Source organism: Paenibacillus sp. FSL K6-1330 (assembly GCF_037976825.1).
GTDB lineage: Bacteria > Bacillota > Bacilli > Paenibacillales > Paenibacillaceae > Paenibacillus_AQ.
This window is the reverse complement of sequence record NZ_CP150269.1, coordinates 3074128-3097137: the sequence shown is the minus strand read 5'-3', so window position 1 is coordinate 3097137 and position 23010 is coordinate 3074128. Positions and strand designations below refer to the sequence as shown.

General features: G+C 48.8%; 22 protein-coding genes. 6 read left to right on the top strand and 16 right to left on the bottom strand.

Features of this window, described 5'->3' with window-relative positions:
- Positions 1–124 precede the first annotated feature (124 nt).
- The 5 genes from NYE54_RS14135 to NYE54_RS14115 all read right to left on the bottom strand — a co-directional run bounded on the left by NYE54_RS14135 (position 125) and on the right by NYE54_RS14115 (position 3417).
- A complete protein-coding gene (locus NYE54_RS14135) occupies positions 125–382 on the bottom strand; it encodes a hypothetical protein (protein ID WP_339272546.1) in 258 nt (85 codons plus the stop codon).
- Between the two features lie 24 nt (positions 383–406).
- Positions 407–577 carry a hypothetical protein gene (locus NYE54_RS14130; RefSeq protein ID WP_339272544.1) on the bottom strand — a complete coding sequence of 57 codons (171 nt, stop codon included), beginning with the start codon at positions 575–577 and terminating at the stop codon, positions 407–409.
- A gap of 374 nt (positions 578–951) precedes the next feature.
- A complete protein-coding gene (locus tag NYE54_RS14125) occupies positions 952–1764 on the bottom strand; it encodes a TIM barrel protein (RefSeq protein WP_339272542.1) in 813 nt (270 codons plus the stop codon).
- A gap of 77 nt (positions 1765–1841) precedes the next feature.
- Entirely contained in the window at positions 1842–2690 is an 849-nt protein-coding gene (locus NYE54_RS14120; protein WP_339272540.1) for an N-acetyltransferase, read from the bottom strand.
- Positions 2691–2799: 109 nt separating this feature from the next.
- The gene (locus NYE54_RS14115; protein ID WP_339272539.1) at positions 2800–3417 is read right to left on the bottom strand and encodes a LysE/ArgO family amino acid transporter; all 618 of its coding nucleotides are present in this window, start codon (positions 3415–3417) and stop codon (positions 2800–2802) included.
- 142 nt (positions 3418–3559) lie between these two features.
- On the opposite strand from NYE54_RS14115, the gene NYE54_RS14110 reads away from it, so the two are divergent.
- Complete coding sequence (locus tag NYE54_RS14110; RefSeq protein WP_339272537.1) at positions 3560–5011, top strand: PLP-dependent aminotransferase family protein; 1452 nt, start codon at positions 3560–3562, stop codon at positions 5009–5011.
- 142 nt (positions 5012–5153) lie between these two features.
- Here NYE54_RS14110 and NYE54_RS14105 read toward each other — a convergent pair whose 3' ends face one another.
- The 5 genes from NYE54_RS14105 to NYE54_RS14085 form a co-directional block, all read right to left on the bottom strand.
- The gene (locus NYE54_RS14105; protein ID WP_339272535.1) at positions 5154–6257 is read right to left on the bottom strand and encodes an ABC transporter permease; all 1104 of its coding nucleotides are present in this window, start codon (positions 6255–6257) and stop codon (positions 5154–5156) included.
- Positions 6257–7531, bottom strand: coding sequence for an ABC transporter permease (locus NYE54_RS14100; protein ID WP_339272533.1), 1275 nt, complete (start codon positions 7529–7531; stop codon positions 6257–6259). Before NYE54_RS14100 ends, NYE54_RS14105 begins: the two co-directional genes overlap by 1 nt.
- A gap of 22 nt (positions 7532–7553) precedes the next feature.
- Positions 7554–8486 (bottom strand): ABC transporter ATP-binding protein, encoded by a 933-nt coding sequence (locus NYE54_RS14095; protein ID WP_339272531.1) that lies wholly within the window; start codon positions 8484–8486, stop codon positions 7554–7556.
- Positions 8487–8674: 188 nt separating this feature from the next.
- A complete protein-coding gene (locus NYE54_RS14090) occupies positions 8675–9307 on the bottom strand; it encodes a response regulator transcription factor (RefSeq protein ID WP_339273496.1) in 633 nt (210 codons plus the stop codon).
- Entirely contained in the window at positions 9304–10482 is a 1179-nt protein-coding gene (locus NYE54_RS14085) for a histidine kinase (protein ID WP_339272529.1), read from the bottom strand. The genes NYE54_RS14090 and NYE54_RS14085 overlap by 4 nt, the downstream gene beginning before the upstream one ends.
- A gap of 476 nt (positions 10483–10958) precedes the next feature.
- Here NYE54_RS14085 and qoxA point away from each other — a divergent pair, with 476 nt between their 5' ends.
- From qoxA to qoxD, 4 genes are all read left to right on the top strand, one after another.
- A complete protein-coding gene (qoxA, locus tag NYE54_RS14080; RefSeq protein WP_339272527.1) occupies positions 10959–11909 on the top strand; it encodes a cytochrome aa3 quinol oxidase subunit II in 951 nt (316 codons plus the stop codon).
- A gap of 63 nt (positions 11910–11972) precedes the next feature.
- A complete protein-coding gene (gene qoxB / locus NYE54_RS14075) occupies positions 11973–13916 on the top strand; it encodes a cytochrome aa3 quinol oxidase subunit I (protein WP_076321253.1) in 1944 nt (647 codons plus the stop codon).
- Entirely contained in the window at positions 13913–14509 is a 597-nt protein-coding gene (gene qoxC / locus NYE54_RS14070; protein WP_076321252.1) for a cytochrome aa3 quinol oxidase subunit III, read from the top strand. The genes qoxB and qoxC overlap by 4 nt, the downstream gene beginning before the upstream one ends.
- Position 14510: 1 nt before the next feature.
- Positions 14511–14798 (top strand): cytochrome aa3 quinol oxidase subunit IV, encoded by a 288-nt coding sequence (qoxD, locus tag NYE54_RS14065; RefSeq protein WP_098743425.1) that lies wholly within the window; start codon positions 14511–14513, stop codon positions 14796–14798.
- 288 nt (positions 14799–15086) lie between these two features.
- Here the strand turns inward: qoxD and NYE54_RS14060 are convergent, their stop codons facing one another.
- From NYE54_RS14060 to NYE54_RS14035, 6 genes are all read right to left on the bottom strand, one after another.
- Positions 15087–16256, bottom strand: a complete 1170-nt coding sequence (locus tag NYE54_RS14060) for a cell wall-binding repeat-containing protein (protein ID WP_339273494.1) — start codon at positions 16254–16256, stop codon at positions 15087–15089.
- 79 nt (positions 16257–16335) lie between these two features.
- Positions 16336–17586: an oligoribonuclease gene (locus NYE54_RS14055; RefSeq protein ID WP_339272524.1), complete on the bottom strand. Its 1251-nt coding sequence runs from the start codon at positions 17584–17586 to the stop codon at positions 16336–16338.
- Between the two features lie 169 nt (positions 17587–17755).
- Positions 17756–18094, bottom strand: a complete 339-nt coding sequence (locus NYE54_RS14050) for an antibiotic biosynthesis monooxygenase (protein ID WP_036665294.1) — start codon at positions 18092–18094, stop codon at positions 17756–17758.
- 150 nt (positions 18095–18244) lie between these two features.
- Complete coding sequence (locus NYE54_RS14045; RefSeq protein WP_339272520.1) at positions 18245–18691, bottom strand: rhodanese-like domain-containing protein; 447 nt, start codon at positions 18689–18691, stop codon at positions 18245–18247.
- A 69-nt stretch (positions 18692–18760) separates the two neighbouring features.
- Positions 18761–19759, bottom strand: coding sequence for a biotin synthase BioB (bioB, locus tag NYE54_RS14040; protein WP_339272519.1), 999 nt, complete (start codon positions 19757–19759; stop codon positions 18761–18763).
- Between the two features lie 199 nt (positions 19760–19958).
- Positions 19959–21884, bottom strand: a complete 1926-nt coding sequence (locus tag NYE54_RS14035) for an LTA synthase family protein (protein WP_339272517.1) — start codon at positions 21882–21884, stop codon at positions 19959–19961.
- A gap of 179 nt (positions 21885–22063) precedes the next feature.
- On the opposite strand from NYE54_RS14035, the gene NYE54_RS14030 reads away from it, so the two are divergent.
- On the top strand, positions 22064–22981 hold the full coding sequence (locus NYE54_RS14030) for an NAD-dependent epimerase/dehydratase family protein (RefSeq protein WP_339272515.1): 918 nt from the start codon (positions 22064–22066) through the stop codon (positions 22979–22981).
- Positions 22982–23010 lie beyond the last annotated feature (29 nt).

Genomic DNA, 23010 nt, shown 5'->3' with positions numbered 1-23010 from the left:
TTCCCATTTGGCACGATCGGACCTGAACGCCTTTATTGCGATCAAACCAGCTCGATTCGCCAATCGAACAGACACTACGCCTTCATTTCCATCAAAATCGCTGAATTCGCCAATCGAGCAGACATTAGGCCCCTTCATTTCGATCAAAATAGCTTAATTCGCGAATCGAACGGACACTAACGTCTTCATTTCCATCAAAATCGCTGAATTCGCCAATCGAGCAGACATTAGGCCCCTTCATTTCGATCAAACTAGCTCGATTCCCCAATCGAACAGACACTAGCGCCTTCATTTCCATCAAAATCGCTGAATTCGCCAATCGAACAGACACTAGTGCCTTCATTTCCATCAAAATCGCTGAATTCGCCAATCGAGCAGACATTAGGCCCCTTCATTTCAAATCAAACTAGCTCGATTCGCCAATCGAACAGACACTAGCGCCTTCATTTCCATCAAAATCGCTGAATTCGCCAATCGAGCGGACATTAGGCCCCTTCATTTCGATCAAACTAGCTCGATTCGCCAATCGAACAGACACTAGCGCCTGCATTTCCATCAAAATCCCTGAAGTCGCCAATCGAGCGGACTCCAGGTCCGTTATTTCGTTCAGAATTGCTCATTTCGCGAATCGAACGGACACCAGATCCGTTATTTCAGTTAACATAGGGCGATAATCACACTTTTACGCTGAATAACGTATCTCATGTCCGCTAAACTAGTTAAACTCATCTTTTTTAACTAAATAACGGATGCTCAGTCCGTTAGAAATGCAAATATAATAAAATGCAATTCGACGCAAAACAAATACAGTGCAATGCAATACAATGCCATACAATGCAATATAAATGCCTTTCAAATGCCTTTCAAATGCCTTTCAAATGCCTTTCAAACGCAATACAAACGCTCTTCAAACGCACTTCCATTGCAATACAACCATCTCGCACGATTTCATCATTCCAACTCAAATCGACTGGCATTACTCACGATCCGTTTGACGGCACCGATAATCCATTCCATCTCCACATATTGATTACCCGGCGCATTGTATTCGACGCCCCAGTAACCCTTGTATCCGCCTGCGAGCAGGCTCCACACCTTCTCCTCCGCATCGGGATGAATCGCTGTTTTTGCATCAAAATGAGTATGTACCGTCCATGGAGCAACCATCTCATCACCTTCAGCCTCATCTGCCTTCCATCTGCCAAGATGAAGCAGAAAACCAAAAGCCGGATGTTGGACTTCCTCGGCAAGCCGTTTCATTTCTCGCGGAAGCAGCGATGCGCCCATATGATTTTCCGGACCAATGGTATAACCGCCATCCGCTGCACGATCCGCATATTCCCGATAACGTTTAACGGTATACTCGAACTGTTCGTAAGTCATCGGCTCCGATTCCTTATAACTGCCGCCGGTGTCGATTCGCACGGTTTCGGCGCCCAGGATTTCAGCGGCATCCAGATGAACCAGCGCGTTCTCGTACAGCTTCTGCCGGATATCCGGGTCTGGATCCCATAGGTGCGCTCCATCCACAGCAAAGTTGACCACCCTCATCTCTTTCTCATCCAGTGCCTCTCTGATTTTCTGGATGTAACTCTTATCAGCAAGTTTATATACGCTATCGCTCCGATCGATGAAAAAACCGTTCCACAAATCAACCGCATCCATTCGGTACCGGTACTTCACCGTCTCCAAATAACCGAACACATCCATTTTTCCATCCAGAAACGTATTATAAAAAGAATAGCCGCCAATCGAAATATTCACCTGAATGCCCCCTTAGAGAATAGATCAAAGCACGATCTTCCGTTTATCACACTACCAAACACCCTGCGCAGCATATCTTACTCGATGGTGTATTTTAGATGATGATATTCCCCGCCGGAGAGAAACCCTTTCTTCCTATACAGTTGCTCCGCTTGATTTCCCGTCGTTACAAAGAGGCGCAGCACAGGGTAATCAGGCTCCAAGGCCGTTAATGCCCTATCCAGCATCGCGCTCGCCAACCTCATTCCTCGATGTTCGGGTAATACTGCGATGCTATAAACGAGTGGCAGGCCCTCCCATAAAGAGATCAAACATACACCGACGATTTCTTCCGTTGTTCGGTCATATACTACTGAAGAGGCTTCCAACAGCTTGGGGTCCACTATGTCAAAATATCGGGCCGCATCATCCGCATAAACCTGGACTTCCCGCTCATCCGGGCCATTTGCATACGCTTCCCTAAACACCTCTACAATCTTAGGCATATCTTCTTTTGTGGGCCTTCTATCCATATAATGGAGATCCATCGATGTTTCCAGCTGTTCGGTAGGCCGCATCATGCATTGCCTGGATTCAACCTGAACGAAACCATTTTCACGAAAAGCGATCACCTGCTCAACCAGAACATTATTAGCATGCAGAGACTCTGTCAAATTCCAGGATTTTAAGGTATAGCTCTTCACGTAATCAATCATCTTTGTGGTAATAGAATATGGGGGGATACCAAACACAAGTCCGATGGAATGGTCAGACAAATAAACACCCGCCACTTTATCGTCACCTAAGACAACCCAGTAACCGTCGTCCGAATCCGCTAGAACCTTGGTTAAATCACCCCAGCTCGGTCTAAACCAATTATTCTTATAATAGGTAGCAAAATATTTCGAGAACATCTTGGTATCCGCCTTTATTAATCTGTATTCCATAAGTCCCCCTCCTTATACCCTTTTGAATTAGGCCCATTATATAGGTTGGAAGAGGAGTGGGCAAAGGGATTTATCTTCTATAATAAAAAAATCACACATACCGTTTCGGCTAGGATAGAATCAGGCTAACCCCCAGATACCCCGCTGTTCCCCACATAATCAACGCCGATATTCGGTTCAACGTGGACAACCATTTCCCTGATGGATCCTTCCTTCCCGCTGTCCTGCCCGCTATTCCAAGACCCAAGAACCACAACCACGAAACTGCGATACATACAACGGCAAAGACCACTTTGTCGATCCCTGTATATTGGAGCGAGCTTGTGCCAATGACCCCGATCGTGTCCAGAACAGCATGCGGATTTAACAAGGATACAGACATGGCAAATACAATTTGCTTTTTCGGCGTAAACGAACGAGTCTCTTCTTGCGCTTGACCCGAAGGTTTACTCTTCCAGGTTACCCTTCCCATATAGACCAGGAAACAGATCCCCAATGAAAACAGCACGGTTCGGATCCATTCATATTCCAGAACAACAACGGATACCCCTAGAACCGCTAATGAGATCAGCAGCGTATCACATAGCGATGCGGTAATCATGACGGGCAGTGCCTTGATGAAGCGGGGTTGTACCGCTCCCTGATTAAATACAAACACGTTCTGCACGCCCAAAGGAAGAATAAGACCCAAAGCTAGAATGAATCCATGAACGATGACGCCTATCATATGAAACCAAACCTCCAGCGAATATTTCCATCATTGTAAAGGAGGGTATCGGCTGCGTCTCCAACCAATTGGTTGGCACTTGACCCAACCAATGAGTTATACTGAGGCATATTCCTACATGAAAGCGGGTTTACCTATACCTATGGCTGAAGAATGGAAATTGAATAAGCACTCCAATGTGCCGCTTCATCAGCAAATTTATGATGTTATCAAGAGCAGAATCATGAACGGGGAATGGCCGGTCGGAACCCGAATTCCCACGCAGCGAGATCTGGCTGCCAAATTTCAAGTGAACCGCAGCACCATTGTGTATGCACTCGGGGAGCTCGCCGCAGACGGTTTAATCGAATCCCGCGTGGGACAAGGGACCGTAATTATTAACAATACATGGAGTTTACTTGCTGCCACGCCTCCGCCTGATTGGAATCAATATGTGAAATCCGGCTCCTATCAGCCCAACATCCATATGATCCAGCAAATCAATCGTGCGGAAGCCGATGCTAGCATGATCCGTCTCGGAACAGGCGAGCTCTCTCCTGATCTCCTTCCGGCTGACCAAATGCGGGAGACGTTTAGCGGCAGGATGTCCAGCTGCTTCACCTTGGGCTACTCGGAACCGAAAGGGAGCCTATACTTAAGGGAAATCATCAGCGATCATCTGAAAAAGAAAGGGATTATGGCCTCCCCTGCTTCCATACTCATCGTCTCCGGCGGGCTGCAAGGCTTACAGCTCATCTCGCTTGGACTTCTGCATCACGGTTCCTCCATTTTGGTAGAGAATCCCTCTTACCTGAACTCGATCCATGTGTTTCAATCCGCCGGCATGCATTTGCACGGCATCCCTATGGATCAGAACGGGATCCGAACGGATGCCATTGGGAGACTTAAGCGCCAACACAGGGCTGCTCTGCTGTATACCATCCCTGCCTTTCATAACCCTACCGGAACGCTAATGTCTTCCGACAGGCGGGCAGAACTGCTCCAGATTTGTGCTCAAGAAAGGCTGCCCTTAATCGAGGATGACGTGTATGGGGATTTATGGTTAGACACCCCCTCACCCCTCCCTCTGAAAGCTTCGGATAAACAAGGCCTGGTGCTCTATATGGGCAGCATGTCCAAGACCCTGGGTCCCGGGCTGCGCATCGGATGGATCGTCGGGCCTGAGCCGGTCATCGATCGGCTGTCCGATATCAAAATGCAAACCGATTACGGCTCCAGCTCCCTTTCCCAGCATGCCGTCGCCGAATGGCTCTCCAGTGGGTTATATGAGAATCATCTCGCTCAGATCCGGGCAGAGCTGATGAGACGCCGAGATTTTACCCTGTCGTTACTGGAGCAATATTTTCACGATATTGCACTCTGGAATACACCCAAAGGGGGTTTCTATATTTGGCTTTGCATCAAGAACCCCCTCTCCATTCGCCCTTTTTTTGAACAAGCGCTGAGGGAGAGCATTTTGCTCAATCCCGGAAATATATATGATCGTAACGACCAGCAGCATCTGCGCCTATCCTATGCTTACGCCTCGTACAATCAGCTGGAAAGCGGGCTTATCCGGCTTGCGGAGCTTATCCGCCTCCATGCGGTATCATAAGAAAAAGGGCCCTCCCCCGGACTTTGATCCACATGGAAGGCCCATTCCTATTGTCAGTGTGCCACTTCTGCTATCTTATTTCGGAGGTACGGCGATTTTCCGATTTCTACAAAACGACATTCGTCTTGCCGACGATCCTCTTTTACACATGACGACGTTCCATCAGATTAATTCCTATGCCCATGCACAACACCCCGATGAGCAGCAATTTGGAAATTGGGAGCCAGAGATCCGCGATGCCGTAACCGTACACAGCTATTCCCGTCAATGCTTTCATGGCATGGGTCAGCGGAATGACCTCCGCAATGCCAAGCAGAATCGGATTCGTGATTGTGCCTGGCGGCATATATACCCCACTGATGAGCGGCATGATCGGAATGATGGACGGAAACAGCGTCCCAAATTGCTCGGGCGACTGCAAGATGCCGACAAAGAGCATGCATAAAGCGACGATAGTCAGTGTATAGATCACAATGACTAGCAGCAACAAGCCATATTGGTCGCCTAAGTTGAAGCCGAAACCATACCGAAAGATGAGCAGCACCAGGATGACCTGCAAGACGCCGATCAAAGAGCTGTATAATAGGTGACCCATATACATCTCCGTTTTTCGGACAGGAGACAGAATGAGCCGGCTCCAAACGCCGGATGCTTTATCTTTCGTAATCGTATTCACCTTGAACCCAACGGTAAACATCACTAGGAATAACGAAAATCCAAACAGCAGCTGAAGTCCCATATCATGACGAACGAGTTCTCCCCCATCCTGCGACTCGGATTGGAGACGCAAGGGCGGTTTCTCCATATAAACATGTACGTGCTCGCGGAATTTCGTTTCATCTTGCACGTTCGCTGCTGCGGCCCGAAGCAACATCTCTCGTTCATAAACCGTACGGAGATGCTGATCAGCTAACTGGACATATGGGTTATCCATTGCGGCTATGATGCGATAATCGTCAAAAACCAGCTTCACGGCGAGATCTGCGCGTCCCTCGCGCACTTTCTTTCTTGCCGTCTGTTCATCCTGAATACGAAATTCGAACGTATCGTTTTGATTCAGCAATTCGATCCACTTGGCCTCAGACTCATCCACCAAGCCGTCTTCGGTGAAGATGTCAATCTTGATCTTACTGTCAACGTTCCCTCCGAACATAAGCGTGGCCATGATGCTCAGACCGATGAACATGATGATCATCCATGGATTTCGCTTATCTTTCATCCATTGCGATAATAAGATGGGAGCCATCAGATCCGCCCCCTTCTTGGAAAGATCCATAAACTTGCAGCTAGAATAACGATGAAGAATGCCCCTTGGTACAGGATCGGCAGCCATAAATCTTGAAAGGGACTGCCCTGTATCCACTGAATCATGGACATCAAGGCCAAGCCGTTGGGGGTTACGCTGCCGATATTCAAAAGCCAATCCGGCAAAACATAGATCGGCACCAGATTCCCTCCGATGACGCCGAACACAACCAGCAGTATGAACGAAATGCCGGTTGCGACATCAACGTCCTTCATTCGGAAGAGCATGGCCGTATAAAGCGCGGATAACGCCGCAACCGTTAAGCACAGCATGAAGACAATGAAGGCCAAACCGATCCAGAAGATCAGGGATTTCCCCGGAAACAGCTGAAACAGAAAGTGTGAGACTATGATCAGTACCGTAAATTGAAGTAGAGACATGCACAAGGTTGACCCAACCTTGCCATACAAGTAGCGAAATGGATGGGTTCCGGCAAGAAGGAGACGCATAAACACCATCTCTCGCTTTTCCGTGATCGATTTGGACGCCGTCGTTGTGGAGACGGACAGCGCAAAAAATATACTGATTGCCAGGGCATAATATTGGAACGAGGTAATCATGTCCACACCTTCAATTTGTTCCAATCCTCCGACAGGGCTGTTCGCCAGCGCAAGCTCGCCCTCACCCTTGCTTTCCTGTCCTTCCATTCCGCTGTCCAGCGCAGCTTGATAATTAACGGTACCCAAAAATCCATCCAGCATATTTTGCAAAACATTCACTTTCATTGAATTCTCTAGCGCTGTCAAAGTCAGCACTGCACCGCCCCCCTCATGCAGGAGGAGCTTGTTAAGCGCAGCCAGCGTGTACCCCTCAGGAACTGTTATGACAGCCTCCACTTTCTCTTCCTTCAGCTGTACATGGGCAGTCTGGTCATCCAATACAGCAACTTGAAGAAATTCCTCAACCTCATCGTTGCCGAACATTTTCATTAACAGGGCTTCCGGTTGGAAACTCGCGGCTGCTTGACTCAGTTCGTTCTTCTCTTCCGTGCTGATCGACAAACCATTAAGCATTTCCTGAAAGTCATTAACTCCCTCTTCATGATGGTCCTTCACGACCAATGCGACTCTCATCTCAAGGGATCCATTCGAATTCTCTACCCAATTTGGCAAGGCAATTCCAAGAACCAGAATTAGTGCTAATGGCATAAACAGAGCAATCAGCATCTCTTTCCGATCTCTCCAATAGATGAGAAAGTCTTTTTTGAAAAACACGCCCAAACGGTCCTCCCTCCCCTCAATCCCGAAGCTTGCGGCCGGTCAAATGAAGAAATACATCCTCGAGACTTGGCGACTGGATATGAATATTCTGAATCTGTACCCCATTGCGTTCCGAAGCCTGAACGATGCCGGACAGAATGTAACTGTTCTTCATGACAATGAGCTTCAGGCCATGATCCGTTTCCTCAACCTGCCTGACGCTTTCCAAGTATCGAAGCTCCTCGGCCAGCTCTGGATTCTGGCGATTCAGCTGGATGATCAGCGTATCCTCACCGGACAAGATGTGCTGCAGTTCCTCCTTGGTACCCGAAGCGATAATCCGCCCGTGATCCATGATGTACATCCGGCTGCACAGCTGCTCCACCTCTTCCATGTAATGGCTTGTGTACAGTACCGTTGTCCCTTTGTCCCGGTTTAAGCGCCGGACTGTTTCAAGGATATGATTGCGGGACTGCGGATCAATGCCCACGGTCGGTTCATCCATGATAACGATTTGCGGATCATGCAGCAGAGCCGCTGCGATATTGATCCTTCTCTTCATGCCTCCGGAATAAGTTCTAATTAACTCCTTCTGGCGATCCCGCAGGCCGACCGTATCAAGCAGCTCCTGAATTTTGACCTCCAATTCCTTCCCGTTCAATCCATATACGCGCCCGAAAAATTTAAGGTTCTCATACGAGGTCAATTCCTCATACAAGGCAATTTCCTGAGGCACCACGCCTAATACGGTGCGAATATCCTGCGGATGCTTGAGCACGCTTTTGCCGTTCAGGCGTACATCGCCGCCCGTCGGTTTCAGCAAGGATGAAATCATGGAGATTGTTGTCGATTTCCCGGCGCCGTTCGGCCCGATTAATCCGACGGATTCTCCACGGTCCAGATACAGGCTGACTTCCTCTACAGCCGTCTTGCCCTTAAATACTTTTCGAAGTTCTACGGTTTCCAGCATCCTGTCTCCCCCATTCTCGATATGAAAGCCTAAGCTGCCTTGGTTCCCCTCGTTCATATCGTCCACAGATACAAGTGTATATGCAAAAAGGCAGTGCCATCACTGCCCTCGGTCATTGCTTTGATTCCAAACCATGACTTCAGTCATGTTAGATTCGGATTTAACGGGTTATCGCCTATCCTCGCGAATCAAACCACATTGTGCCGTATGGCATAAATCGCCAGCTGCGTCCGGTCTCTTAGATCAAGTTTGTCCATAATCTGGCTGACGTGATTCTTGACCGTTCCGATCGACAACCCCAGCTCGTCTGCGATTTCGCGATTGCTGCGCCCTTCCCCTACCAGACGAATGATGGACAGCTCCCGCGGGGTAATCGAAGCATCAACGACGGGTGCTATCTTCTCTTCCAGCAGCTTGGGGATCACCTTGGCCGCCACATCCTCCTGGAGCGACAATCCGCCGCTCCAGCAGCTTCTAATCGAGCGGATCAAGGCCTCCGGCTCCGCCTCCTTCAGCATGTACCCGCTTGCCCCGCTCTTGAGGGCCTCGACCGCATACTGGTCGTCGTTAAACGTCGTCAGCATCAACACTTTCGTGTTCGGCCATCGTGAACGTATGATGCGGGCAGCCTCCAATCCGTTCATCTCCGGCATTCGGATATCCAGCACAACGACATCAAAGATATGGTTTTCGCATAAAGCCACAGCCTCTTTTCCGTTACCGGCCTCGCCGGTAACCAGCATATCCGAATCGCTTTCGATCATCATCTTCAGACCTTGACGAACCATGGCCTGATCCTCTGCCAATAATATACGTATCAGCGGACTCCCTCCTCTGTTAATTTGGACATGAATAACGTTCCGCGAACGATAAATTGGTTGTCGTACTGGGAGATTTGGAGTTCGCCCCCAGCCTCTTCCATTCGCTCTCGCATCGCTTTTAAACCATAGCCCTCCCGGTATGTATCGCGTTTCCGGAGATACGGATTGCTTACCTCAAAACGGAATATGCCGCCTCCCGGCGCTTCAAAAATGATATGCACTTCTCGAGTGCTTCCATGCTTCATCGCATTGGTCATGGCTTCCTGAACCGCTCGGTATACCGCAATGGATTGGATATTGTTTAAAGGTACGGTAAGCGCTCCATGCCGCGCCGTTAGCGTTACGCGCATAAAGCTCTCGGATTCCAAGCGCCGGAGAAGACCAATGATCGCGGGCAATCCGCTGGTCTCCTGCTGCTTCATGGATTTCACCGCGTTCCTGGTCTCCTCCAGACTTTCCTTGGCGAGGGCCTTTAGTCCCTTCAGAACCTCGGCCGTATCCCCGTCTGCCTGCATCCGGTGCATCTCGAGCTGCATAAGCAGTGCCGTTAATTTATGCCCGACGGAGTCATGGATATCCCGACCGACTTGAGTCCGCTCCTCCTGCCTGGCATGCTGCTCATCCGTAATCAGGCGGCGTTTCATATTACGATACTCACTGAGCAGCGTTTCATATCGAACCGTTGACTCTTCATTATGGGACCAGACCGTGCGAAATAAGGCAAGACCCATCGCGAGAATAACCGAGTATAGAACGAGGAAGAACCATGGAAACTCGGCGTATCCGAACAAACCTGGCACCATGGCACCTGCAGCCAGAACAAGACCTATGCAGGCAGCATGAATGGTGGAGAGCCGATACACGGCTTTTCCCGCCAGAATGGAAAAAACCAGCAGAATGTACGGGGTAGATGTACTCGTACTGGTTGGCCATAAGGAGATAACGGAAAATAAAGACGCAACGAGCAGTGTGACAAATAGCATTGCGGGCTTGACGCGGAATAACGGCGATAGAAAAAAGGCCGTGAAGAAAATGGCGCTGCTCCCCAATCTCCAAGGCAATTGGTCAGGATTTCCATGTTGGATCACAGGGAGGAAGGCAAAAATCCAGCTCAAACCAAGAAATATAAACCATATCCAGAACGACCGCACATCGTCCCCTCTCTTTCCACTCAAGCAAACTCAAGGCTCCCAGTATAAAATAACGTTCCAAATTTTAGTTATATCATATCACAAGCCTCTTCGGTACTTTTGGGGAAATAAGTAAACTGGAAATAAAAAAATCGCATCGATATTATTGTGAAAAAATATACATACACGCTTAAACCCTTATCAATACTGGGATTTATTCGGCAAGCCCAGAAGGGAAATACAGCGAAAAACAGGCCCGGAATTGTGACGAAACTGGTAACTCTCGTGAATGTTTGAACAAAGTATGAACTGCCCCAGAACCGCGCCACTACAATGATTTCGCTCACAACCCTCCCCTTTTGTAACAAATTGAACACATAAAATTACATACATTGACACGAATGTGGGTTTATCTGTTAATTATACAAATTTATGTGTTTTGCAAAGCCGACCGGAACTTTCTACTATAGATGTGTTAGTAACATTGAATCGAACGAACGTTTCAAGGAAAGGGGTACATCATGAACAAAAGAGGGCCGCTATTTGCATTGTTATTAAGCTTCACCTTGCTCTTATCGGGCTGCAGCTCGATCACGGTATTAGATCCGAAAGGACCGGCTGCGAGAACCCTATCCGATACAATCATATTCTCCATTCTCATGATGGTCGGAATACTAGCGGTTGTTTACGCGCTCTATATCTACATGCTCACAAAATATCGAGCCAAGAAATCCAACGAAGGTTACGAACCGCCTCATGAAGAGGGCAACAAATGGCTGGAAATTCTGTGGACTGCTATTCCGATTTTGATCGTTGCCGTGCTCTCTGTGGTAACCGTCAAAACGACGGTCGCCGTCGAGAACGTTCCTGAAGGATACGAAAACCAAAAGCCTTTGGTCATTTACGCTTCCTCTTCGAACTGGAAATGGCACTTCAGCTATCCGGAAGAAGGTATTGAGACCGTCAATTACGTCAACATTCCAACCAACCGTCCGATCGAATTCCGTCTCTACTCTTTCGGTCCGATCACAAGCTTCTGGATCCCTCAGCTTCACGGGCAGAAGTATGCGATGAGCGACATGATTACCAAGCTGAACATGGTTGCCGACGTACCAGGTTCGATGATGGGCCGTAACGCGAACTTCAACGGCGAAGGTTTTGCCCATATGGAGTTCGAAGCCCTTGCAATGACCTCTGCCGAGTACGATGAGTGGGTTCAGGATGTAAAGGATACCGCGCCTGAACTGAAGGAAGATGAGTTCAAGAAGCTTCTGGATACCGCGCATGTCGGACGAATGACCTTCTCCAACACGCATTTGGAATTCAGCCCGCCGCCATCCGAAGACCATCACCATGGTGGTGATGTCAACGGCAATGAGGAGCATCAGGATCATAAAGACGTGGATCCGAATGAACCGCTGCCGGACTCCCCGGCTGAAGAAAGTCCAAATCATCAACATGAAGGACATTAAATCGGTGAGGAAAACGTTCTTCACCTGATCTACTTCATACATCTAGAAAGGAGCTAGGCCTTTATGAAATGGGACGAATTTTTCGTTACCGGTGATCCGTTAATTTACGGTGCCATGGTGAGTATTGTTCTCGTCTCGCTTGCAATCCTCTTCGGTTTAACCTTTTACAAGAAGTGGGGTTATCTCTGGCGGGAATGGCTCACAACCGTGGATCACAAAAGAATTGGGGTCATGTACATCATCTGTGCATTGATCATGCTGTTCCGCGGAGGCGTGGACGCTATCATGATGCGTGCGCAAACCGCTGCGCCGGACATGAAGTTTCTGAACGGTCAGCATTATAATGAAGTATTCACGACTCACGGGGTCATCATGATCCTCTTTATGGCGATGCCGTTTATCTTCGGTCTGATGAACGTCATCATTCCGCTTCAGATCGGTGCCCGTGACGTAGCTTTCCCTAAACTGAACGCAATCAGCTTCTGGCTGTTCTTTGCCGGCGCGATGCTGTTCAACATTTCCTTCGTTATCGGAGGCTCGCCGGATGCCGGCTGGTCCGCCTATTTCCCGCTGGCCAGTATCGAGTTCAGTCCGACGGTCGGCAATAACTACTACTCGCTGGCGCTTCAGATTTCAGGGATTGGTACCTTGCTGACAGGTCTGAACTTTATCGTGACGATTCTGAAGATGCGTGCTCCGGGCATGACCCTGATGCGCATGCCGATGTTTACGTGGTCTGTATTGATCACTTGCGTCATTATTATCTTTGCTTTCCCTGTACTTACGATTGCGCTCTTGCTTATGATGTTCGACCGCGTCTTTGGTTCGCAATTCTTCACGATGGCCAACGGCGGCATGGATATGCTATGGGCCAACCTGTTCTGGGTATGGGGACACCCTGAGGTATACATTGTCATTCTGCCAGCTTTCGGTATTTTCAGTGAGATCATCTCGACTTTCTCCAGAAAAAACTTGTACGGTTACAGCTCCATGGTATTGAGTATGGTGATTATCTCCGGGTTGTCCTTCCTGGTATGGGCCCACCATTTCTATACGATGGGTCAAGGGGCTATGGTTAACGGCTTCTTCTCCATCACGACGATGGCGATTGCCGTACCGACCGGAATCAAAATATTCAACTGGCTCTTCACGCTTCGAAAGGGTCGAATCAGTTTTACGACGCCGATGCTCTACTCGCTTGCCTTTATTCCGATCTTCACGATCGGTGGCGTTACCGGCGTCATGCTGGCGATGGCCAGTGCCGACTATCAGTATCACAATACGATGTTCCTGGTTGCCCACTTCCACTATGTGCTCATTCCAGGCGCCGTATTCGCCGTCATTGCCGGTTTCCATTACTGGTTCCCTAAAGTGTTCGGCTTCCGTCTGAACGAAAAGCTTGGCAAAATCGCATTCTGGTTCATTGCCATCTCATTTAACGTTACGTTCTTCCCGATGTTCTTCCTGGGACTTATGGGAATGACCCGTCGTACGTACACCTATTCGGCTGAAACCGGCTTTGGCCCGCTGAATATGCTGTCGATGGTCGGCGCAATTGGCCTGGCGATCGGATTCATCATTCTGGTATACAACATCTACTGGAGTACACGTTACGAGCCGCGCGACAAAACAGGAGATCCATGGGATGCACGTGCACTGGAATGGTCTACGCCAAGTCCGGTTCCTGTATACAACTTTGCGGTAACGCCGAAAGTCAAAGGCCGCGACGCCCACTGGTTCTCGAAGAAAAACAACGAGCCGCTTTCGGATGAGAAAATCACGAAGATTCACATGCCAAGCAACACCGGAAAACCATTTATACTGGGTATCGCCTTCTTCTTCCTTGGCTTCTTCCTGGTATTCAGCTGGTGGATTCCATCCATCGTTGCCGGTATTGCGGTATTGATTATTTTGGCAACCATGTCCTTTGACCGTGATCACGGATACTACATCCCGGTTGAAGAGATTGTTCAAACCGAACAGAAACTGCGGGGTGATACGGTATGAAAATAGATGCCACTCAGCCGCTGGAATATGGAACAGAGGAAAACCGTAATCGTATATTTGGCTTCTGGCTGTTCCTTGGAGCTGAAATTGCGCTCTTTGCAACCTTGTTTACCGTCTACTTCGTTCTCGTGAACCGCTTTGCCAGTGGTCCGAGCGGAGCAGAAATCTTTGAAATTACACCAGTATTACTTGAAACGTTCCTGCTCTTAACGAGTAGCTTCACCATTGGTTTGGCTGTTCATGCGATGCGTCTGGGACTGAAAAAGCAGATGATGATCTTTATGGTCATCACCCTGCTGCTCGGTGCAGGATTCCTTGGGATCGAGATCTTCGAATTCTTCACCTATGTGCATGAAGGAGTAACACTCTCAACCAGCGCCTTCTCCTCCAGCTTGTTCACATTGCTTGGCACCCACGGAGCTCACGTTACCTTCGGTCTCCTGTGGGGAACTGGCATTCTGCTTCAAATTAAAAAGCATGGACTGGATCATTCCACAGCCAACAAGTCCTTCATCTTCTCGCTCTACTGGCACTTCCTGGACGTTGTGTGGATCTTCATCTTCAGCTTTGTATACTTGAAAGGACTGATGTGACATGTTAAAACAGCTATTTCCAATTAAGCATGTAGCGGGTTATATATCGTCTCTCGTCCTTTCAGCGGTTGCACTCGTCGTTCTGCTGGATATGCCGGCAGCTTCGAAATTGGCCGTTCTGCTGGTTACCGCTATCCTGCAGGCAACCGTTCAGCTCATGCTGTTCATGCACGTCGGGGAAAGTGATGACAAAAAATCCGTTTACATCAACATTGCCTACGCTCTGTTCGTTGGCCTTGTCACGATCTTCGGAACGCTGTTCATCTTCGTATGGGGCTGGTATGCTTAATCCCTGCGAATATCTTTGAATTTAAAATATGGCGATGAATGTTCGCATGCTGAACCTATCATCCAATATCAAAGAGGGTATCCCAAAAGATCCTAGATCTAGCGGGATGCCCTCTTTCTTTTATACGACGCTTCGTGTACGAATCGTTCCTCCCATCCTTCAGACATACGGAAAGAAACCGTTTCTTGGTAAAATGGATGTGCTACCACCATTTACGAAAGGAACGGTTTCTTTACATTCAATACACGATAGATCAACTTTACCAGCCACTGGACTTGGAGGACGACATTAGTCACGCCCTGCATCCATGTCTAGAATTTCATCAATCTCACTCTGGAGCTTCGTAGTCAGGGTCTGTTCGTCTCCAATAATCCAAGCGTGATTATAAGGAGCTTCCTTAGGGGACGTGCCGCTCTGACGCCGTATCGAGTCTACATACTTCGTAATGGAGCGTGGCACCCCGTCGCGGTCCGTAAACAATAAAGGTGCATGCTTACCCATATGGGACAATGGAGCGGCTGCAATGGACAATACGGGCGAATCTGGGGTTGAGAACGAGAGGCTGTAACCCGGCGATTGAACGCCCCAACCAAAGCCTGTAACGGGATCATTGAACTGAGCGAAATGTAAGGCATTCTCGAACGGGTCATCCCCGGATATCCGCGTCACCTTCCCATATTGCCGCAGCTCGTCCTCGACTGCCCGGGATACCACCTTTTCGGGACCGATGATATAGATATTCGCTTTCCCTTTCCGCTTATGAAGCGCCTGTGCCGTCACTTCAGGCACATGCTTCTCGCGAACATACAGCATCGTTTCCGGCATATGGGCAATCCAGCTTACCGCAGGAAGCGTATAATCCGGACGATCCATCGATCCGACAATAACCGAGGTGGGTACAGATCCGGATACCTTAGCAGCGTATTCATCAATAGCGGCTGCTGCTTCTGCTGGCTCCCCGGCAGCAATGTGATCGGTCTTATATTCAAGCCCATGTAGCTCCTTCATCACCCTATCCGAAATCGGGCCGACAGTAATAATCTCAATGCCCTTGTTATGCTCCGCTCCCCTTGGCTTCAGCCGTCGCAGCTCTTCCAGCGTCTCCTTGGGAATCCCCTCTTCTTCCACAAACAGTAGAGGCCCTTCGCTAAGCTGGGTTAGATCGACGCTAACAGCCGCAATGGACCATTGAGCCAAATCCACCAGAATCACCGCTTGCGGACGACTATGCTCATTCGTGGACTGCCACAGCGTCTTGGAGGTCAGTACAGCCGCACTTACTGGATCGGATGTATTCAATCGAATGGTGTTCTTCGTAGCGGACCAAGGTACAGGAACATCCTTCAGCAGCTCCTTGCTGTGAACAGCCGAGGGAATGGAGGGCTCGGAATGACTTTGAGTCTGACTCCATGCGAGGATGCCTGCCGTTAACAGGGCAAGAGCCCAGCCGGCGATCATTTTTTTCACCGTATATTCCTCCTGTCTCACAATAAAGCGTCTCTAGGATAGATATCCTCCACCCTTGATGCTGTTAATTCTACAGATCTTCCATTAACTTCTCCTCATCCATATCCGGCGGCAGTCCCGGCCGGTCATTGGAACGGTTTCGTCTCCATTGCTCCTTCAGCATCTTCACAAACACGTCATCCCTGGAGAGCCAGGCGCCATACTGCCGCTTCATGTGCCGCTCCGCCTCCTCGAACGATCTGAACCGGAAGGGGAGGGGTTCCCCGTTCCACTCGACAATCCATTCCCCGGCGTGGGCATAAACAAACAACAGATCCTCACTCCAGCTTTCGTATAGAACACCGGACTCCGTCCCCTTTATGTTGAATTGATTCCGTGAAGCGTCGAACCGGATCGGTTCCAGCTCAAACGAGTCAGCAGCAAATAATTGATACACTTCCTCGTTAATCGTGCACCCCGCTGCTTTGGGATGACCGCCTCCCCCGTATCGCATCGCCACTTCGGACACATCCACGTGATCATGAATCGTACGAAGGCTCATTTTCCTTCCCCCCATGTTCAAGATAGAAATGTAATCCAGGTGAGGATATGTCGTTCCCAGCTCGCTGGCAAGCTCAGAATGATAGGATTCGGCATATACAATGCCTACGCAGTGCTCCCCCACGAAGGTCTGAATGAGTTCCCGCTGCTTACGGCGGATGTAACGATCGATTTTATTCTCTTCCATGTCCAATATTTTCTCTTCAAACTCATCAAAGAAGAAGCCCCCCTGCTCCCGCAGACGCTGCGTCATCTTGCTCTCAAATTCGTCAAGGGACAACATATAGAACAAATCATTCAGACGTTTAGCCTCAATCTTCTGATTCTCTTCCCATTCCCATGTATCATAGAGGCGGACCAGCTCTACGAATTCGTCCAGTGCCTCGCTTCTGCCCAGATGTCCATGCTCAATTAAATATTCATAGAATAGTGAGGTTGCCGATGCTGGGCGGCCGTCCCGATGCGTGACATCCACTTGCCCCCAGCTATATTCATTCAAGTGAAGAGCCGTTTTGTGGTGATCAATAAGCTGCACCTGCCCTCCCTCTTCGACAAACACGTTCAGTTCCTTCTCCATATCCGGAGCGACGGACAAATCCGTAATAAACAACACATCATACGGATTCTCCTGCACGGAAGTCCGGTTCAGATACCTTGCGACTTGCTGATTCAAACCGTGAATGGAGTTGTAACGGACATCAATTCCTTCGGCGAAAGCGCATTTGGCGATAATGCCGCATCCGACACCATCCAGATCATTATGGCTGTAAAGATGATACATTGGTGACTTCCTCCAAACAGTAGGTGGAATGATTAGCTGATTCTGTCTTTCATCCCTTTACGGTTCCCTAAAATCTATCGCTTTAACCCCTGATAGCCCCATCCGACGTTACAATGGGACAAAAAAAGAAGCGGCTTTAGCAGCCGCTTCTTTTTGGGATAATAAAATACTATGCCTGTTGAACAGGTCTCGGTCCTTTGGATGCCATAACCTCATACATGCCGTGGCTGGAGCTAATCACATGCTCAGGCTGCGGCTTGCCGCGGTTATCACGATGTCCTTGAATATGTGCGGGACTGGTTTCCCAGCGTTTCCAAGCCTCCTTGGATTCCCAGCGAATCATGACGATGACTTCTTCCGTTTCGTCGGTACGCTTTGCATTCTTAACAAGGACATTCAGATCGATGAAACCTTCAATTTCTTCAATGGGTCCCGGCTTGCTAAAACGCTCAACAACCAAATTGGATGTGCCTGCTTTAACAATAATCGTTTTCGTCTCGATCAACATATTGAACGAACACTCCCTTAGCGAAAATAACCGTAAAATGAACGATATTCTTCCATTCTAAATGATAACGATTATCATTGTCAAATTCTATCCTTTCACTCGATAAACAAAAAAAATCTGACCAGCGTCAGCCTGCTGATCAGATCATTTTTAATTCAGTGAAACATGTTGCATGGAATTACAAGCCGTGCAATCCTCCTGTAAATAAAAAAGCGAAGTAAAGCCAGCCTTCTTCAGCTTGCGCGCAGCCAGGATTCCATCCGAACGCTTCGGTGTTACAATGACCACGGAGTCATCGGGTCTGAGCTCCTGCTCCCACACATACGGCAACCTTCCGAGAGAGATGTTAATCGTCTCTTTCTGCGGACAGGCCATATATTCGGTTACATCGCGTACATCGAGCACTTTCAGATTCGGACATTCCTTCTGAGCCTGTCGAAGTTCACTGCACTTCATGAACCGCAGGCCAGTTATAGGTACATACCTCCGGTAATATATACTGAATATAAATATAATCAGAGCGGCAGATGCAATCAGCACGCAGCATTCCCCCATCATTGTCATGTGCATCAGCTTGATGCTTGGTGGAAAGAGCATGGGACATTCAACCCCAGACCCTACCCCTACGGGTATATAGTATGTGCTTCATGTTTAAATGTCAATACATCATGACAAAGCGCATTCTTCAATTTCAAAGCCCAGGTCTTCAATCAATCCCCAGTCTGCGGTATGCGCCTGGCCTTCTGTCGTTAAATAATCGCCGATGAAAATCGAGTTGGCTGCGTATAATCCCAGCGGCTGCAAGGAACGCAGATTGACTTCGCGTCCCCCTGCAATTCGAATCTCCTTCGTGGGGTTAACAAACCGCATCATGGCAAGAATCTTCAAACACATCGTCGGGGTTAATTCCTTGCGCCCTTCAAGAGGAGTGCCCTCAATCGCATTCAAAAAATTGCAAGGAATCGAATCCGCTCCAAGCGATTTCAGAGCAAACGCAATCTCCACCCGTTCTTCCAGGCTCTCGCCCATCCCGAAGATAGCTCCGGAACAAGGGGACATTCCGGAAGAGCTTGCCTGCTTCACGGTATCTAATCGATCATTGTATGTATGCGTGGTCGTAATCTGTTCATAGTTATCTTTGGAAGTATTCAAATTATGGTTATATCGATGCACACCGGCATCGGCGAGCTTACGCGCATGGTCCTCATTCAAAAAACCCAGGCAACAGCACACCTTCAGCTGAGTAGTCTGTGTAATCTCCTTCACCGCTGCGACTACATGATCAATCTCTCGATTGGTAGGACGGCGACCGGAAGCCACGATGCAGTAGGTGCCCGCCTTTCGGCGAATCGACTCACGCGCGCCTTCGAGAATTTTGTCTTTGGTAAGCCATGCATATTTATCGATAGGCGCTTCCGAAACGATGGACTGGGAACAGTATCCGCAATCTTCAGGACACAAACCGGATTTAGCGTTTACAATCATGTTCAGCTTGACCTTATTCCCGTAGTACTCGCGGCGGATGCGATATGCAGCCTGCATAACCGTCAGCAGTTCCTGATCCTCGCTGTTTAGAATTGCCAAGGCCTCAACCGGCGTAATATCATGCCCTTGCACAACATGGTCAGCCAGCGTCGCCCAATCATAATGGATCTGAGTCGTCATATCTTCATTCTCCCTCTCCGTTTTAAATGTTAACCTACTTAAATAAAAATCAGGTTAACAATAAGAGTAATAATAGCATAGATGACAAAACAGTGACAATCCTCCAGCGCAGCTTTTGCAAGAAAAAAAAGGACTGCTTCATCCATGCCTGCGTCAGGCTTGATGAAACAATCCTCTTCCTCGTTAACTACTGTTGGCTTTATGGCGCTCGTTTGGGCAGCATTTTCACATATTCATCGGACAGCTTCATTAACTGCAGAATATAGTCATAATCGCTGCGATACGGCGTGATGTCCGTTACGGGCTCCAGCGTCTTCAAGGAAACCGCCGTGCCGTCCTCAAATCCGTCACCAGGCACGAACAGAATGTCATTATTAAAGAAAGAGCCTGTCGGTAGATAATATCGCATCCCGATTACATTGCGATCCACATTCAGCAGGTCATGCCCAAATGCGTTAAAACCTTCGTCGTCCAGCGATACGCCTAAAAGGTTAGCGACGGTTGGCAGAATATCGACCTGACCCCCCACCTGCTCGATGACCTTTCCTTCCTTCATGCCGGGTACATGAATGACAAGCGGGATGTTAAATCGGCTGACCCGCTCATGGTAAGGAATTCCTAGCGTTGACGAGATCATATTGGCGTCGGCTTCTGCCGGATTGATGCCGAAGTGATCCCCGTACACAACCAGTACGGTATCCTCCCACAACCCGTTCTGCTTTAGACGGTCAACCAGTGTTCCGAGTGCATAATCCGAATAATTCACCGACTTCAGGTAATTCCCCAAATGGGTCCCTTCCAGCTCAGCCGGCAGGGTGATCTTCGCAAATTCATCCTTCACATGGTATGGAGAATGGTTGGATACCGTGATGTAATGGGCATAGGTAGGCTTGTTCTGCTGCTCATTCTCCAGCAGCTTGTCCACGCCGACACGGAACAGCTCTTCATCTGAAGGTCCAAATTCATTGAAGTTATCATTCGTGAAGTACGGCTTGTCGTAGTAATGCTGAAAATCAAGTGCAGGGTACATTTTGCTTCGATCCCAGAACTTAACATCATTCACGTGGAATGTCGTTGTAGCATAACCTTGCTTGTTCAAGAGCCGTGGAAGACCCGGCAGCTCTTTATTTCCGAACCCGGTGGACATCGCCACCGTTCCGGTCGGATAAATCGAAGTATTGACCGCAAACTCGGCATCCGAAGTGTTGCCTTGTCCGATCTGTTGGAAGACATGCGGGAAATACAGGCCGCCATCTGCAAGCTGGTTCATTACCGGTGTCAGCTCCTGGCCATTCAGGGATTGACCCACCGGAAAGTTCTGCAGCGATTCCATCTGAACGATAATCAGATTTTTGCCTTTGGCAGCGCCGAAATAGTCCGGCTTGTCCTTTGCTTCCTTAACATAAGGATAGGTCGCCAGCAGTTGCTGGGACCGCAGAATGGTGTCCTGCAGACTCCCTTCGGCTAAGGCGCGATTCTCCTGCGAATTCCGGATCACGGCCGATACCTGATAATTCATAAAGCCCATCTGCTCCGCGCGCACGATTTCATTCTCGATTCCCCATTCTTTCCGGATAATAAGTCCGGACAGAACACTCGTAATGACCAGCAGTACCGTCATGGAGATGCGCCACTTCATTCCAGGTCTGCGCGAATAGGATGCGGAATAACTGGAACGGACTCCACCAAAATGCAATCCTCTTCGCGAGCGCGAACGAATTTTTCGAACCGCCCATATGACCAATAGGACTAGCAGGTCCAGGAAGAAGAGAAAGTGCTCCGGCTCTAGCAAAGCCGTAATACTGGCTCTTACCTGGTTTACTTGACCAATACCCGCAAGCGCGGTATACGTCGGTATAGACCCAAAATGAACGTTATAAACCGCGGACGCAAACATGATAAAAGATAATACGACATCTAGGATCACATAGACCATCTTTTTCCCTCTTACCGGCAGGATCAGCTCCAGTAAGCTAATCAGGACCAACAGGGACAGCGCGTCGGTAAGCACCTTCCCCCATACGACCCCATTAAACAGAAACACTCTTAGAAGGATCAACTTCAATAAGAGCGTCAAAAAAACGAGTATGCTTAATTTCAACCTTTGTTCAAGGTAGCGTTCCATTTTCCATTCCCTCTTTTGTGTAAATATAATGTTAAATTTCAGCTTCCATTATAACAGGAATGTAAACGTCAATCTAATCTGCCCATTCCTTCGCCCCCCCTGGCCAATTGTCCAATGCATGATCCTTACGTATCACGTAGGATAAAGCATCCCAATCAAAAGGCTGGAGGGTTTAAGACATGAAGATGGTTGTAACCGGCGGAGCAGGCTTTATCGGCTCCCACCTGGTGAACGGACTCGTTAATCAAGGCTATGAAGTCCATGTGATCGATAACCTGACAACCGGAGATCCAGGTCGCCTGCACAGCGAGGCAATTTTACATGTAGCCGATGTAAACAGTCAGCAGACAACTGCATATATCTCCGTGCTGAAGCCGGACGTCGTTTTCCACTTGGCCGCACAGGCCGACGTGCAGCGATCGATCAAGGAGCCTCGACTTGATGCGGATGCGAATGTTATGGGCACCATCAATATACTTGAAGCATGTCGTAAAGCTGGGGTCCGTAAGATTGTGTTTGCTTCGACGTCAGGCGTATATGGGGACCTGGAAAAATCTCAGCTGACGGAGGATGATCCGGTTAATCCGATCTCCTTCTATGCACTTTCCAAAGTGGTAGGTGAGCAATATATCCGTTTATACCACCGCTTCTTCGGCCTGCAGTACACCATTCTTCGTTATGGGAATGTCTACGGACCGGGTCAGACTGCGAAGGGGGAAGGCGGTGTTGTGGCTGTATTTGGTGACCGCCTGCGTCAAGGCGCTCCGTTTCATATATACGGCGATGGCGAACAAACCCGGGATTTCATTTATGTTAAAGATGTGGTTGAAGCGACCCTCGCCTCCATCCAACACGGGGATGAGAGCGTTCTTCATGTTAGCACCGGCACTGGCCATACCGTCAATTCACTCGTCGATCACATCAGCAGGCTGCATCCTAACCGCATTGATGTCAACTATCTGCCTGCGAAGAACGGCGATATTCGGCATAGCTGCCTGAATAATGAGAGAACCCGGGCATTGCTGCAGTGGAGCCCGTTATTTAGCCTGGAAGAAGGAGTGGAAGAAACCTACAGACACTGGCTTGGCACATCCTAGTTTCCCAAATGAACGGTAGCAAATGAACA

Excerpts from the sequence above, each read along its gene's own strand:
- NYE54_RS14105 (WP_339272535.1), bottom strand. The coding sequence starts at position 6,257 with ATGGCTCCCATCTTATTATCGCAATGGATGAAAGATAAGCGAAATCCA.
- NYE54_RS14035 (WP_339272517.1), bottom strand. The coding sequence starts at position 21,884 with ATGGAACGCTACCTTGAACAAAGGTTGAAATTAAGCATACTCGTTTTT.
- NYE54_RS14050 (WP_036665294.1), bottom strand. The coding sequence starts at position 18,094 with ATGTTGATCGAGACGAAAACGATTATTGTTAAAGCAGGCACATCCAAT.
- NYE54_RS14045 (WP_339272520.1), bottom strand. The coding sequence starts at position 18,691 with ATGCTCTTTCCACCAAGCATCAAGCTGATGCACATGACAATGATGGGG.
- NYE54_RS14110 (WP_339272537.1), top strand. The coding sequence starts at position 3,560 with ATGGCTGAAGAATGGAAATTGAATAAGCACTCCAATGTGCCGCTTCAT.
- NYE54_RS14055 (WP_339272524.1), bottom strand. The coding sequence starts at position 17,586 with ATGTATCATCTTTACAGCCATAATGATCTGGATGGTGTCGGATGCGGC.
- qoxD (WP_098743425.1), top strand. The coding sequence starts at position 14,511 with ATGTTAAAACAGCTATTTCCAATTAAGCATGTAGCGGGTTATATATCG.
- NYE54_RS14095 (WP_339272531.1), bottom strand. The coding sequence starts at position 8,486 with ATGCTGGAAACCGTAGAACTTCGAAAAGTATTTAAGGGCAAGACGGCT.
- bioB (WP_339272519.1), bottom strand. The coding sequence starts at position 19,759 with ATGACGACTCAGATCCATTATGATTGGGCGACGCTGGCTGACCATGTT.
- qoxB (WP_076321253.1), top strand. The coding sequence starts at position 11,973 with ATGAAATGGGACGAATTTTTCGTTACCGGTGATCCGTTAATTTACGGT.
- qoxC (WP_076321252.1), top strand. The coding sequence starts at position 13,913 with ATGAAAATAGATGCCACTCAGCCGCTGGAATATGGAACAGAGGAAAAC.
- NYE54_RS14120 (WP_339272540.1), bottom strand. The coding sequence starts at position 2,690 with ATGGAATACAGATTAATAAAGGCGGATACCAAGATGTTCTCGAAATAT.
- NYE54_RS14135 (WP_339272546.1), bottom strand. The coding sequence starts at position 382 with ATGTCTGCTCGATTGGCGAATTCAGCGATTTTGATGGAAATGAAGGCA.
- NYE54_RS14030 (WP_339272515.1), top strand. The coding sequence starts at position 22,064 with ATGAAGATGGTTGTAACCGGCGGAGCAGGCTTTATCGGCTCCCACCTG.
- qoxA (WP_339272527.1), top strand. The coding sequence starts at position 10,959 with ATGAACAAAAGAGGGCCGCTATTTGCATTGTTATTAAGCTTCACCTTG.
- NYE54_RS14060 (WP_339273494.1), bottom strand. The coding sequence starts at position 16,256 with ATGATCGCCGGCTGGGCTCTTGCCCTGTTAACGGCAGGCATCCTCGCA.
- NYE54_RS14115 (WP_339272539.1), bottom strand. The coding sequence starts at position 3,417 with ATGATAGGCGTCATCGTTCATGGATTCATTCTAGCTTTGGGTCTTATT.